This is a genomic window from Streptomyces sp. MJM8645, assembly GCF_001625365.1.
GTDB lineage: Bacteria > Actinomycetota > Actinomycetes > Streptomycetales > Streptomycetaceae > Kitasatospora.
This window is the reverse complement of the sequence record NZ_LJJF01000001.1, coordinates 5,661,485-5,674,783: the sequence shown is the minus strand read 5'-3', so window position 1 is coordinate 5,674,783 and position 13,299 is coordinate 5,661,485. Positions and strand designations below refer to the sequence as shown.

Here is a 13,299-nt window from a genome sequence, read left to right as displayed (position 1 = left end):
TCTCCCGTTCGTCAGACTTCGTACGCGGCGTCGGGCCGGGCGCCGCCCGTGGGCGGTCCGGCCGCCGGGGCGACGGGCTCCCGGGTGGCGGCCTCCGGGGCGACGGCCTCCGAGGCGACGGCCGCTGCCTGCTCGGCGACGGTGCGCAGGTCGAAGAGCCGGCCGACGCGGACGGCGCCGGGCCAGCGGCCTTCGAGGCGCAGGTGGAGTTCGACGATCCGGTGCGAGTTGCCGCCGACGGCGAAGAAGTCGTCGTCCGGTCCGAAGTCGCCGTGCCCGAGGACCTCGGTCCAGTAGCGCGTCACGAGCTGCGGGGCCCCGTCCGCCTCGGCGGGCTCGTCACGTCCGCCGGGCTCGCCGGGGTCTTCGGCGAGCAGGGCGCGCAGCGCCTGGAGGTCGGTCTTGCCGGACGGCGCGAGCGGGAAGCCGGCCACCCGGACGAATCGCTCCGGCCGGGCCTGGCCGCCGAGCAGGGCGGTGCAGTGCGCCAGCAGTTCGGCGGTGTCCGGCGCGGGGGCGGCGGGGTCGGCGGGGAGCCAGCACGCGGCCAGCGCGGTGGCGCCGTCGGGGCCGGTCACGGCGAGGACGGCGGCCTGCCGGACGGCGGGGTGGCGCTCCAGCGCCGCTTCGACGGCCTCGCGTTCGACCCGGACGCCGCGCACCTTGAGCTGCCCGTCGGCCCGGCCGCGGAACACCAGCGCCCCGGTGGGGTCGGCGGAGGCGAGGTCCCCGGTGCGGTACATCCGGGCGCCGGGGGTGGTGGCGAAGGGGTCGGGGAGGAAGCGCAGCGCGGTGTCGGCCGGGCGGCCGGCGTAGCCCTCGGCGACCTGCGGCCCGGCCACGTACAGCTCGCCGGTTCGCCCGGGCCCGACCGGGGCGAGCCGCTCGTCCAGCAGGTGGATCCGGTTGCCCGGGGTGGACCGCCCGATCGGGACGGGGTCGAGCGACGCGGGCGTGACCGGCTGGGCGAGCACGGTGACGGTGGTCTCGGTGGCGCCGTACTCGTTGACCAGCCGGGTGCCGGGCAGGGCGGCCCGGTGCCGCTCGGCCTGCGCGGCCGACAGCGCCTCCCCGCCGACGATCCACTGCCGCAGGTGGACGTCGGCGCCGGCCAGGTGGGGCAGCACCAGCAGGTGGAACGAGGGCGGGCCGACCGCCACCTCGACCCGGTGGCGGCGGATCAGCGCGGCGGCGGCCTCCGGGTCGGGCAGGGCCCGTTCGTCGGGCAGCACCGCCGTGCCGCCGCCGCAGAGCGTGTGGAACAGCATCAACAGCGGCGCGTCCCAGGAGAGCCGGGAGGCGGTGAAGGTGGTCGCGGCGGGGTCCTCGGCGCGGGAGGCGACCAGGTGGGCGAGCGCGCCGCGGGAGACCAGGACGGCCTTGGGCTCCCCGGTGGTCCCGGAGGTGGTGACGGCGTAGGCCGGTGCGGTCGGGGGCACCACGGCGTCCGACCGGCCGGCGGCCACGGCCGGAGCAGGGGCCGGTCCGCTCTCGGCCACCGCCGTGACGGGCTGCCCGCAGCCGGCCGTCAGCTCCCGTACGGCGGCGGGCGGGGTGGCCGGGTCGCCGTCGTCGTACACCAGGACGGCGCAGCCGCTGTCGCGCAGCAGGGCGCGCACCATCGCGGCGGGGCGATCGGGTTCCAGGACGCACCAGGCGGCGCCCAGCCGCAGCGCGGCCAGCATGCCGACGACGGTGCGCACGCCCTGGCGGCGGTGGATCAGGACGAGCCGGCCGGGGGCGACCCCGACGGCGGCCAGTCGATCGGCCAACGCCTTGGTTTCGATGTCGAGTTGACGATACGTCAGACTCTGCCCGCCGACCGCCACGGCGGTCCGGTCGGGCAGCGTGCGGAACCGTTCCCGGATCAGGTCGAGTACGTCGGGGGCCGGACGGCCGGCGGTCACGGGCGGGTCCCGTAGGCGTGGAAGCCCAGCCCGGTCTTGCGGCCGAAGTGTCCGCGCCGCACCAGGTCGAGCAGCAGGTCGCAGGGCCGGAACCGTTCGTCGCCGGTGGTCTCCAGCAGGACGTCGAGGGTGTCGACGATGGTGTCGAGCCCGATCAGGTCCGCCGTGCGCAGCGGGCCCATGGCGTGGCCGAAGCACTCCTGGAAGATCAGGTCGACGGTCTCCGCGTCGGCCACGCCCTCCTGCACCCGGGCGGCCGCGTCGTTGACCATCGGCATCAGCACCCGGTTGGAGACGAAACCCGGCGAGTCGCGGACGACGTGGGCGCGGCGGCCGACCCCGGCGAGCAGAGCAAGGGTGGTCTCCAGCGTCCGGGCGGTGGTGGCCGGGCCCCGCACCACCTCGACCGTCTCCTTGAGGTAGGCGGGGTTCATGAAGTGCGTGGCGAGCACCCGGTCGGCCCGGTCGGTGTAGGAGGCGAGCCGCTCGACCGGGATCGCCGAGGTGCAGGAGGCGAACACCGCGGCGGGGGCGCAGACCCGGTCGAGCTCCCGGAGCACCTGCTCCTTGACGGCCAGTCGCTCGGAGGCGCACTCCACCACGAAGCCGGCCGCCGCCAGCCGCCCGAACTCGTCCGTCCAATCGACCAGTTCGACGGTCTCCGCCGCCGAGGGGCGGGCCTCGGCAGGGGTCCCGGCACCAGCCTCACCGGGGGCCGGGCGGCGGCCGAGCAGCCGCGCGGCGCGCAGGCCGTCCCGCAGCCGGCCGGGGCCGGCGTCGAGGGCGGCCCGCTGCCGGTCGACCACCACCACGGGGTGCCCGGCCGCGGCGAAGACCTGGGCGACGGCGGTGCCCATCGTGCCGGCGCCGACGATCCCGACCGGGATCCGGTCGGTGCGGGCCGCCCGGGCCTCGCCTGCCTCGCGGTTCTGGGTGTCTTGCGGGTGCACGGTGTCCTTCCTGGTCACGACGGATTGCGGCCCGGTCACGGCCGGTTCCGGGCCTCGGGGGCCTCAAGGGCGGCAGGGGCGTTGGGCGCCTCGGGGGTGATCAGCCGCAGGTGGCCCGGCGGCGGGGGCGGCGGGGCGGCGGGCGGGTAGCCGAGCAGCAGCCGCCCCTCCCCCTCCTGGCCCACCACGGTGAACCCGGCGAACCGGAGGTTCACCAGCATCACCCGGTTGACGTCGGTGGGCACGAACTCGGCCAGCGGGCGGCGCCCTTCGGCGAGCGCCGCGCGCACGACGTGCCCGATCAGCGCCGGCCCGATGCCCCGGGACATCACCCGGCAGGACAGCAGGAGCAGCCGCAGCACCTCGGCCGGCCCGGCCGGGCCGTCGCCCTCCCGGTGCCCGGTCCGCTCGCTCAGCGCGAGTCCGATGGTGCCGTAGTCGCCGAACCGGTCGGTCAGTTCGGCGACCAGCACCCGGTGGTCGGGCGAGTCGCACAGGGCGCGCAGCTCCGTCAGGCCGTAGGTCCGGCCGGTGGTGTTGAGCTGGTGGGTGCGGACGGTGAGCTCGTGGGCGCGGGCGAGGTCGTCCGGCCCGGCCTGACGGATCGCCAACTCCAGTCCCAGGGAGGCGAGGAACTCCTCGGGGGTGCCCTGGTGATCCTCCCGGGCCTGGGTGCGGAGCGCCTCGCCGCGGTAGCGCAGCCGGCGTTCGCGGGCGTCGGCGGTGACGAACTCGGGCCGGAACTCCGACAGTTCGGCCAGCTCGGCGACCTGCTCGGCCGGGTAGCAGCGCACCACGGGGTGGGCGGCGGCCACCTCGGCGCGCTCGACCGGGTCGTTGTCGACGAAGGCCACGGTGTCCAGCCCGATGCCGATGGCCTCGGCGATCCGGCGCACCGCGCCCGACTTGGGCCCCCAGCCGATCTCCAGCACGGTGAACAGCTCGTGCAACCCGAGCCGTTCCAGGTGCGCGGTGGCGACGGCCCGGTCGCTCCGGCTGGCGACGGCGTGCAGGACGCCGCGCTCGTCCAGCGCCCGCAGGGCGGCGGTCGCGACGGGGAACGGCGCCGGGTCGTCGCCCTCCAGCACGGTGCCGTCCCAGAGGGTGTCGTCGAGGTCCCAGACCAGGACCTTGACGGTCGGCTCCGCCCTACTCTGCTCCGCCCCACTCCGCTGCGGCCCCGGTTGAGCCCCGGTCATCGGCGCACCCCCTGGCGCAACAGGCGGTCGGCGATGTGCAGTTCGGCGACCTGCGGGCTGCCCTCGATGATCTCCATCACCTTGGCGTCCCGGTAGAACCGGCCGGCCCGGACGCCGGGCTCGCAGCCCGCCGAGCCGAGGATCTGGACGGCCCGGTCGGCGACCGCCTTCGCCGCCCCGGCCGCCGCGTACTTGGCGACCACGGTCTCGGTGGCGGCGCCCAGCGGCGAGCCGGCCCGGGCCTCGGCGGCCCGCTCGGCCAGCGCCCGGGCGGCCGCCGTGTCGACGGCGGAGCGGGCGAGCAGCGAGCGCACCAGCTGGTGCCCGGCCAGCGGCACGCCGCCCTGGACCCGGTGCGCGGCGTGCTCGGCGGCGTCGGCCAGGCAGGCCTCCGCCATGCCGACGCAGCCCCAGGCCACCGTGAACCGGCCGTGGTCCAGCGCCACGGCGGCGGTGTGGGTCAGGCCCAGCCCGGGCGGCGCCACCAGGTTCTCCCGGGGCACCCGCACCCGGTCGAAGGTGAGGTGGGCGATCCGCGCGGCGCGCAGGCCGAGTTGGCCGCTGACGGGCTCGCGGACGATCCCGGGCCGGTCGGCCTCCACCAGGACGGCCGTCGGGCCGGCGTCGGTGCGCCCCAGCACCAGGAACACGTCGGCGCTCTGCCCGAAGGTCACCCAGCGCTTGGCGCCGGTGACGACCAGCCGTTCGCCGTCGTCCTCGATCCGCGTGCCGACCTCGGCGAGCGCGCTGCCGGCCTCCCGTTCGGTGGCGGCGAAGCCGGCGAGGCGTTCGCCGGAGGCCAGTGCGGGCAGCCACCGCGCGCGCTGCTCCTCGCCGCCCCAGCGCAGCAGCGCCGCGGCCGTCATGCCCTGGACGGTGAGCAGCGCGCGCAGGGCGCCGCAGACGCCGCCCAGGTGCGCGACGGCCTCGCCCAGCTGGGCCGGGGTGGCGCCGGCGCCGCCGTGGCGGGCGGGCAGGTCGAGGCCGAGCAGCCCGGCGGCGGCCACCGCGCGGACGGCCTCGTCGGGCAGCGCGCCCTGCTCGTCCCAGCGGGCGGCCTCGTCGCGGACGGCGGCGGCCAGCTCGGCCGCGGCGTCGACCACAGAAGTCCCCGGGGCCACCGAAGCCCCCGGGTCGGACGGGGCGGACGGACGGGTCTCGCTAGCCGTGGGCGGCACAGCCGGCCCCCGTCTCCTCGCCCGTGCCCAGGCCGGCCCGCTTGCGCTCGACCAGCGCGGCGATCCGCTCGGCGGTGCGGAAGGAGTCCAGGTCGAGGTCGTCCACCTCGATCCGGATGTCGAACCGCTCCTCGACGAAGACCACCAGCTCCAGCGCGAACAGCGAGTCCGCGAGCCCCAGTGCGAAGTAGTCCTCGTCCGGCGCCACCGGCCGGCGCAGTGCGACGGTCAGGAACTCCCGTATCTCGATTGCCGTGTCGGTCACGCGGTGCTCTCCCAGGGTCCGATTTCCACCAGCAGCAGGTTCCAGGCCGCCACCGGGCTGACGTTGACCAGGACGACCCGGTCGCCCTCGGCCAGCCGCCCGTTCGCCAGCGCCGTCCAGAGGTTGAGGAAGACGTCGTTCGGCCCCAGGTGGCCGTACCGGGCCAGGTTCTCCCGGCACTCCGGCAGGAGGTCGACGCCCAGCGACTCCGCCAGGAAGCGCAGTCCGCCCGCCGAGAGGTTCTGGCTGGCGTAGCCGGCGACGTCGGCGCGGTCGAGGCCGTGCCGCTTGAGCAGCCGCTCCAGGAGCGCGGTGAGCCGGTTCCTGGTCTCCACCGCGAGCCGGAAGGAGTAGCCGGGCAGGTCCCGGCACTCCTCCTGCCAGCTCTCCCAGGGGCGGTCCCGGTAGTCCACCCGGAAGAGGTCCCAGTACGCGCCGTTGGTCTCCTGGACCAGGTCGAGCACCCGCACCGGGCCGGTGCGGGCGAGCAGCAGGGCCTGCCCGGCGTCCCCGTTGACGGTGACGGGGTGCCGGTAGCGGCCGGGGGTGGCCGGGGTGGAGGCGTGCGCGACCAGGACGTGCCGGACGTCGGGGTCGGCGGCGAGCAGTCCGCGGGCGGCGAGCAGGGCCGGGCCGAGCGAGACGCAGCCGAGGCCGCCGACGCCGAAGGTGACGGCCCGGTCGGCGCCGAGCCGGGCCTGGAGCCTGGTCGCCTCGGAGCTGAGCAGGGTCTCGGGGGCCCGGGAGTCGACGACGATCAGGGCGTCCAGGTCCTGGGCGGCGAGCCCGGCGCCGGCCAGCGCGCTGCGGGCCGCCCGCTCGGCCAGCCCGGTCGGGCCGAGCTCGCGGTCGACGGCCACGGTGTCGATGCCCAGGCCGGCCAGCGTGGTTCTGCGCTCGCCGGCCAGGCCCGCCAGTTCGGGCAGCTCGCCGACCGGCACCCGCTGCTCCGGCAGGTGCCAGGCCGCCTCGCGCACCGCGAGCGGCGCGGGGGCGCCACCCGTCCTCGTCGTCACCATGCCGTGTCCTCGACTCTCCGCTGTCTGTCCGCTGTCCGGCCGGGCGTCCGTCCGGGGTCTCTCGGTGCCGTCCCTGCCGCGTTCCGGGCAAAGCCGGGGCGCGGCTCAGGCACTGCGCAGGCAGCCGTCCGCCGCCGACTCGGCGTAGGCCTCCCCCAGTTCCCGCACCGCCTCGGCGACGCCGCTGCGGGGCACCCCGGCGTACCCCACCACCAGGGCCGGCCCGGACTGCCAGGACCGGTGGTGGTAGGAGCGGCCGCCGCGCACCAGCACCGAACGGCGCAGCGCCCGGGCGACCAGCGCCGCCTCGTCCACCCGGTGCGGGAGCTGGACGTAGGCGTGCAGGCCGGCGAAGGCGCCCACGATCCGGGCCCCGGGCAGCCGTCGCCGCACGGCCTCGTGGAAGACCTCGCGGCGGGCCCGCAGCCGTTCGCGCTGGCGCCGCAGGTGCCGGTCGAGTTCGCCGCCGTCCAGCAGTTCGGCGAACGCGTGCTGGGTGAACACGTCGCAGCCGAGGTCCCGTTGGGATCGGACCTCCTCCAGGCGGCGGCGCAGCCGGGGCGGGGCGACCAGCCAGCCCAGCCGCATCCCGGAGGCCAGCGACTTGCTCGCGGTGCCCGCGTAGAGCACCCGGGAGGGGGCCAGCCGTTGCAGCGCGGTGGGCCGGCGGCCGTGGTCCAGCCAGAGGTCGCCGTCGTAGTCGTCCTCGATGATCCAGCCGTCCACGTCCTCCGCCCAGCGGACCAGGGCGGCCCGCCGCTCGGCGCTGAGCACGGCGCCGGTGGGGAACTGGTGGGCGGGGGTGACCAGCACCGCGCGGGCGCCGGTGCGGGCGAGCGCGGCCACGTCGATGCCGTGCTCGTCGACCGGGACGGACGGGCAGTCCAGGCCCGACTCGACGATGAACTGGCGCTGCTGCGGGTGGCACGGGTCCTCGACGGCGAGCGCGCCGAGGCCGGTGCGGGGCAGCGTGGCGCAGACCAGGCCGAGCGTCTGGGCGAACCCGGAGACCACCATGACGTGCTCGGGGGTGGTGTGCACGCCGCGCGCCCGCCCGAGGTAGCGGGCGAGTTCGGCGCGCAGCGCCGGGACGCCGGACACCGGCGGGTACCCGAGGTCGCGCGGGCCGAGCCGGCGCGCGGCCCGCTGGTAGGCGGCCAGCCACTCGCGCTGGGGGAAGGCGGAGGCGTCGGCGCCGCCGGCCCGCAGGTCCCAGCGGATCACCGGGGCGGGGCGGGCGTCGCCGAGCAGGGTCGGCATCCGGGTGCCCCGGTCCAGGTGGGTGGCGACCCGGGTGCCCGATCCCCGGGTGGCCTCCAGGTAGCCGCCGGCGACGAGTTGCCCGTAGGCCTCGACGACGACGCTGCGGGACACCCGGAGGTCCTCGGCGAGCTGACGGCTCGACGGCAGCCGGGTGCCGGGGTGCAGCGCCCCCTCGGCGATCTCCCGCTTGATGCCGTCCCGGATCTGGGCGGTCAGCGGGAGCACGTCCTCCCGTGCCACGTCGATCAAGGTGTTCCAGGGCATGTTTGGCTCCTCCCTCCCCCGCCCACGGCGGCCCTGTTAAAGCCCTGCGGACCTGTTAAGCCCTGCCCGGCCCGCCGGCCCTAGCGGGCCTCGGACAGACCGGCCCGCTCGGTGTCCAGCAGCGCCCGCAGGCACGCGACCCGGACGGCCCGGCCGACAGCCTCGCCCTCCTCCTGGGCGATGCCGACCCCCCAGTAGGAGTGGGAGTCCACGACGATCTCGAAGGCGGCGGTGACCGCGTTCAGCGGTGCGCCGGCCCGCTCCACGACGAGGCCCTGGATGACGGCATCGAGCCCGTAGCCGGCCACCGCCTCGGCGGTGGCCCCGCTCCAGCGGGTGTCGCCGGGCTCCGCCGCCAGCGGCTCCGGCTCCGGCAGGCCGGGCACGGTCTCGGTGCCCAGCGCCACGTACCGCTCGACGAAGTGCTCCCACAGCTGGTCGCCGGTGATCTCGCCGCCGATCTCCTCGCAGACCGCCTGCATCTCGGCGGCGAAGTCGATCTGGAGGCGGCGCGGCAGCTCGATGCCGTACTCGGTGCGCAGCAGGTGGGCGATGCCGCCCTTGCCGGACTGGGTGTTGATCCGGATCAGCGCCTGGTAGTCGCGGCCGATGTCGCGCGGGTCGATCGGCAGGTACGGCACGTCCCAGACCTCCTGCCCGGACTCCTCGCGGGCGCGCAGGCCCTTGGCGATGGCGTCCTGGTGGGAGCCGGCGAAGGAGGTGTAGACGAAGTCGCCGGCCCACGGGTGGCGGGCGGGGACGGGCATCTGGTTGCAGCTCTCGACGATGCGGCGGATGCCGTCGATGTCGCTCAGGTCCAGCATCGGGTCGACGCCCTGGGAGAACAGGTTCATGGCCAGGGTGACCAGACAGACGTTGCCGGAGCGCTCGCCGTTGCCGAACAGGGTGCCCTCGACCCGGTCGGCCCCGGCGAGGACGGCGAGTTCGGCGGCGGCGACGCCGCTGCCGCGGTCGTTGTGCGGGTGCACGCTGAGGATGGTGCGCTCGCGGTGGAGCAGGTTGCGGTGGGTGTACTCGATCCGGTCGGCGAACTCCTGCGGCGGGAACACCTCGACGGTGGAGGGCAGGTTGATCCGCAGCGTGTGCGCGGCCCGCGGGGCCCAGAAGTCGAGGACGGCGTTGCAGAGTTCGAGCGCGTAGTCCGGCTCGGTCTGGGTGTAGGACTCCGGCGCGTACTGGAGGTAGATCTCCGTGCCGGGGATCGAGTCCTGGAGTTTGAGGGCCTGTTCGGCCCCGTCGAGCGCCATGGCGGTGGTCTGCCGGCGGTCCTTGCGGAAGACCAGGCGGCGCTGGACCTCCGAGGTCGGGTTGAAGATCTGGAGGACGGCGCGGGGCACGCCCTCCAGGGCCTTGACGGTGCGTTCGATGAAGTCGCCGCGGATCGGCGTCATGACCTGGACGACGACGTCGTCCGGGATCGCGCCGGTGTCGACGAGGTGGCGGAGGAAGGCGTGGTCGTCCTGCGAGGAGGTGGGGAAGCCGACCTCGATCTCCTTGAACCCCATGGCGACCAGCAGGTCGAACATCCGCCGCTTGCGGGTGATGTCCATGGGGTCGGTCAGGGCCTGGTTGCCGTCCCGCAGGTCGACGCTGCACCACAGCGGGGCCTGTTCCGCGCGGCGGCCCGGCCAGCCTCGGTCGGGCAGCCCGACCGCCTGGTACGGCTGGTACTTCCGGACCGGCATCGCGCTGTGGCGCTGGATGCCCTGGTCGCGGGCGGGTGTGCCCTGCGGCGTGTCCGCGTCGGTGGGTTGAGCGGTCATCTCTCCTCCACAACGGTGGTCTGGGCGTCTTGTGGGGACGCTCTGCTAGCTCTGCTAGGCGGGCCAGGAGCTGAACTGTCTCCTCCCGTAGAGCAGCGGCGACGCGTCGCTGAGCTCGGTGATCCGGATGACCTCGCCGAAGACCATCCGCTGGCCGCCGACGGGGACCAGCTGGCTGACCCGGCAGTCGGCCACCGCGTGGGCGTCGTGGACGAGGTGGGGTCCGCCGGCGCCGGGGGGCAGCCGCCAGGTGGTGGCGTCGAACCGGTCCGGGTCGCCGGAGGCGAACAGTTCGGCGGTGCCGCGGCCCTCGGCGTGCAGCAGGTTCACCGCGAACTGGCCGCTGCGCAGCACGGCCTTCAGGGTCGGGCTCTCCGCCCGCATGCCGACCAGCAGGGTGGGCGGTTCGACGGTGACGCTGCACAGGGCGGAGCAGGTCATGCCCCAGGGCCGGCCGGCGTCGTCCAGCGAGGTGACGATGGCGACGCCGCTCGGGAAGCCGGACATGAAGGTCCGGAAGTCGGAGGGGGTTGAGGTGACGAGTTCCACGTGATTCACCGCTCGACTGGGTAGGGGACCGGCTCCGCGGTCCGGGGCGCGTCCACGCTCGCCGTGCGCCGGTCGATGACCCACAGCAGCGGGCCGCTGAGCACCGTCGTGAACAGGGCCATCACGACGAGGGCGAGGAAGAGCGCCGGGGTGAGGATCCCGGCCTGGTAACCCGTCTGGAGGACGGCGAGCTCGGTCAGGCCGCGGGCGTTGAGGAACACCGCGATCCGCATGCTCTCCACCGGGGGCCGGCCGGCCGCCCGCGCGCCGTAGTAGCTGCCGACCAGCTTGCCGAAGATCGCGAGCACCACCGACAGGACGACGGCCTGCCAGGAGAACACGCTGAGCGGCGCCGAGGCGAGGCCCATGCCGGTCACCGTGAACAGCAGCGGCAGCACGATCCGGCCCCAGCCGCCGACGGTGTGGGCGGCCCTGGTCCAGGGGCCCGCGCCGTCGTCGCCCGGCAGCGCCAGGGCGACCAGGACGGCGCCGAGCACATCGGTGAGGCCCAGCCGCGAGGTGGTCAGCGCCGCGGCCACGGCCGCGGCGGCGGTCAGCCCGATCGGCACCGCCACCGGGATCCGCTCGGCCCAGGCCCGGGGCCCGGGCAGGGCCCCGGCCCGGCGGATCAGCCAGGCGCCCAGCAGGCCGACGACGAACACCAGGTACGGGGTGATCTTCCCGCCGCCGTGCGCCAGGCCGACCGCGATCGCCAGCAGCGACCAGGTGACGGCGTCGATGGAGACCGCGACCGCCATGCAGAGCCGGCCGATCGCGGTGTTGAGCATGCCGCGGTCGTCCAGGATGCCGGCCAGCACCGGGACGGCGGTGACCGCCAGCGCGATCGCCAGCATCAGGACCAGCACCCCGGCCGGGGCGCCGCCGCGCAGCGCCGGGGAGCCGTCGGCCAGCACCCACGCGGCGAACGCGACGCCGCAGCCGAGCGGCAGCAGCAGCGAGCCCACGGCGGTCAGTGCGATGCTGCGCCCGCCCAGCCGGCTGCCGCCGGCCCGGATCTCGTGGACGGCGCCCACCAGGAAGAGCGCGAGGCCGAGGTGGCCCGCCTTCTCCAGGAGGGCCCCGCCGTCCATGGTGGCCGGCTTCCAGTGCCACTGGCTCGCCAGCAGCGCCCCGAGCAGGAGGCAGGCCATGATCTCGCCGACGATCTCCGGCTGCCGCAGCAGCTTCGCCAGCCGGCGTCCGAGCAGTGCCACGGGGACGAGCAGAGCGAGCGTCACCGCGGCCGGTACGTACGGAAGACTGTCCATGGTGCCTCCTTTCTCGGGGAGCCGAAGGGGTCAGTGCATCTGGGCGAGGTACTCGTACTGGCTGGGCAGGCGCTTCAGGAGCTCGGCGGACTGGTCGCTCAGCAGCTGGAACTCCTTCTCCGCGCGGCTGCCGTCCTGCAGGGCGAGCGCGGGCGGGGCCTTGAGCTCGATGCCGCCGAGGCCGAGCAGCATGGCCAGGTAGGAGTAGGACTCGAACCCGTGGAAGTGCGGGAAGATGGTGGCCTCCGTCGGAGGCTTGGCCTTCCACAGCTCGATCCGCTCGGCCAGGCCGTCGGGCATCACCCGGGTCTTGGCGTCCCGCCAGTAGGCGTTGTCCTCGCGGGCCGCGGCCTTGTAGTGCAGGACGAGGAACTCCCGTACGCCGTCGATGGTGTTGCCGACGATGCGGTTGTAGGAGCGGCGCAGCCCCGGGTCCCAGTTGGCGTCCGGGAAGTGCTTGACCAGTTCCTCGATGCCCTGCTGGATGAAGAAGATGCCGGTCGACTCCAGGGGCTCGACGAAGCCGCTGGACAGGCCGATGGCGACGCAGTTGTTGACCCAGGCGTTGCGGGTGCGGCCGATCCGCATCCTGATGTGGTTGGCCTCCAGGCCCTCCGACTCCGGGCCGACCTTGGCCCGCAGCGTGGCCTCGGCCTCCTCGGGCGTCGCGTACTCGTCGGAGTAGACGTAGCCGGTGCCGATGCGGCCGAACAGCGGGATGGTCCAGATCCAGCCGGCGTCCGAGGCGGTGGCGGTGGTGCAGGGGCGCAGGCCGCGCTTCTCCATGTCGACCGGGACGCGCAGCGCCACCGCGCGGTTGTTGGGCAGGGTGTCCTGGAAGGAGTTGAACGGCTCCTCCAGGGTCTGGTTGATCAGCAGGCCGCGGAAGCCGGTGCAGTCGATGAAGAGGTCGCCCTCGATCAGGCCGTGCTCCTTGGTGCGCACGCCGCTGATCCAGCCGCGGTCGTCCTGGACGACCTCGACGACGTCGTCCTCGATGTGCTTGGCGCCGCGCTCGGTGGCGTACCCGGAGAGGAAGTCGGCGAGCAGCGAGGCGTCGAACTGGTAGGCGTACGGGAACTGGGTGTCCTGCTCCGTGAGGGTGTCGCGCTCGGTCGTGTTGCCGCCCTCCTTGAAGTCCTGCTCGAAGAGGGTGCCGTCGAGGTAGCGCGGGGACTTCTCGGCGTCGCAGATCGCGGCCATCAGGAACACGTCCTGGTCGAAGCGGTCGCCGGAGCGGCTGTTCAGCCACCAGTCGGTGAGCGGCAGGCCGTCGACGACCCGGAGGCGCTCGAAGGGGTGGTAGAAGTAGTGGCCCTTGCGCCGCCAGTTCTCGAATCGGATGCCCAGCTTGTAGGTGGCATTGCACTTGGGCATCCAGACGTGCTCCGGCAGGCCCAGGTAGTTGAAGAAATGCCGGACGGTGCTGAAGGTCGCCTCGCCGACCCCGATGGACTTGATTCGCTTGGATTCCACCAGCGTGACGGAAATGCGATCGCCGAATGCGGCGCGCAGGTACGAGGCGGTCATCCAACCGGATGTCCCACCACCGACGATGACGACGTTGCCCAGCATTCCTGACCCTCTCAGCCGGTCGTTCAACCCGGAGCCCCGGGCTGTCCCATGGCTCGAAATCCTGCGGCAGCGGAGCCT

General features: G+C 74.7%; 11 protein-coding genes. All 11 read right to left on the bottom strand.

The features are described 5' to 3' along the window. Positions 1-11 precede the first annotated feature (11 nt). Positions 12-1,907 (bottom strand): non-ribosomal peptide synthetase, encoded by a 1,896-nt coding sequence (locus A6F73_RS24265; protein WP_063349719.1) that lies wholly within the window; start codon positions 1,905-1,907, stop codon positions 12-14. Continuing rightward, the gene (locus A6F73_RS24260) at positions 1,904-2,857 is read right to left on the bottom strand and encodes a 3-hydroxyacyl-CoA dehydrogenase family protein (protein ID WP_244293484.1); all 954 of its coding nucleotides are present in this window, start codon (positions 2,855-2,857) and stop codon (positions 1,904-1,906) included. Before A6F73_RS24260 ends, A6F73_RS24265 begins: the two co-directional genes overlap by 4 nt. A 35-nt stretch (positions 2,858-2,892) precedes the next feature. Next, on the bottom strand, positions 2,893-4,056 hold the full coding sequence (locus A6F73_RS24255) for an HAD-IIIC family phosphatase (protein WP_063349718.1): 1,164 nt from the start codon (positions 4,054-4,056) through the stop codon (positions 2,893-2,895). Then, positions 4,053-5,159, bottom strand: a complete 1,107-nt coding sequence (locus A6F73_RS24250) for an acyl-CoA dehydrogenase family protein (protein ID WP_063349717.1) — start codon at positions 5,157-5,159, stop codon at positions 4,053-4,055. Before A6F73_RS24250 ends, A6F73_RS24255 begins: the two co-directional genes overlap by 4 nt. Positions 5,160-5,217: 58 nt before the next feature. Beyond that, on the bottom strand, positions 5,218-5,499 hold the full coding sequence (locus tag A6F73_RS24245; protein WP_079135959.1) for a phosphopantetheine-binding protein: 282 nt from the start codon (positions 5,497-5,499) through the stop codon (positions 5,218-5,220). Continuing rightward, entirely contained in the window at positions 5,496-6,518 is a 1,023-nt protein-coding gene (locus A6F73_RS24240; protein WP_063349716.1) for a 3-oxoacyl-[acyl-carrier-protein] synthase III C-terminal domain-containing protein, read from the bottom strand. The genes A6F73_RS24245 and A6F73_RS24240 overlap by 4 nt, the downstream gene beginning before the upstream one ends. A gap of 105 nt (positions 6,519-6,623) precedes the next feature. Next, positions 6,624-8,045, bottom strand: coding sequence for a PLP-dependent aminotransferase family protein (locus A6F73_RS24235; protein WP_063349715.1), 1,422 nt, complete (start codon positions 8,043-8,045; stop codon positions 6,624-6,626). 80 nt (positions 8,046-8,125) lie between these two features. Continuing rightward, positions 8,126-9,829 carry a 2-isopropylmalate synthase gene (locus A6F73_RS24230; RefSeq protein WP_244293483.1) on the bottom strand — a complete coding sequence of 568 codons (1,704 nt, stop codon included), beginning with the start codon at positions 9,827-9,829 and terminating at the stop codon, positions 8,126-8,128. A gap of 54 nt (positions 9,830-9,883) precedes the next feature. Continuing rightward, positions 9,884-10,378, bottom strand: a complete 495-nt coding sequence (locus tag A6F73_RS24225) for a flavin reductase family protein (protein WP_244293482.1) — start codon at positions 10,376-10,378, stop codon at positions 9,884-9,886. A gap of 5 nt (positions 10,379-10,383) precedes the next feature. Then, positions 10,384-11,646, bottom strand: coding sequence for a cation:proton antiporter (locus A6F73_RS24220; protein WP_063349714.1), 1,263 nt, complete (start codon positions 11,644-11,646; stop codon positions 10,384-10,386). Positions 11,647-11,676: 30 nt separating this feature from the next. Then, positions 11,677-13,221: a tryptophan halogenase family protein gene (locus tag A6F73_RS24215; RefSeq protein ID WP_079135958.1), complete on the bottom strand. Its 1,545-nt coding sequence runs from the start codon at positions 13,219-13,221 to the stop codon at positions 11,677-11,679. Positions 13,222-13,299: the final 78 nt, after the last annotated feature.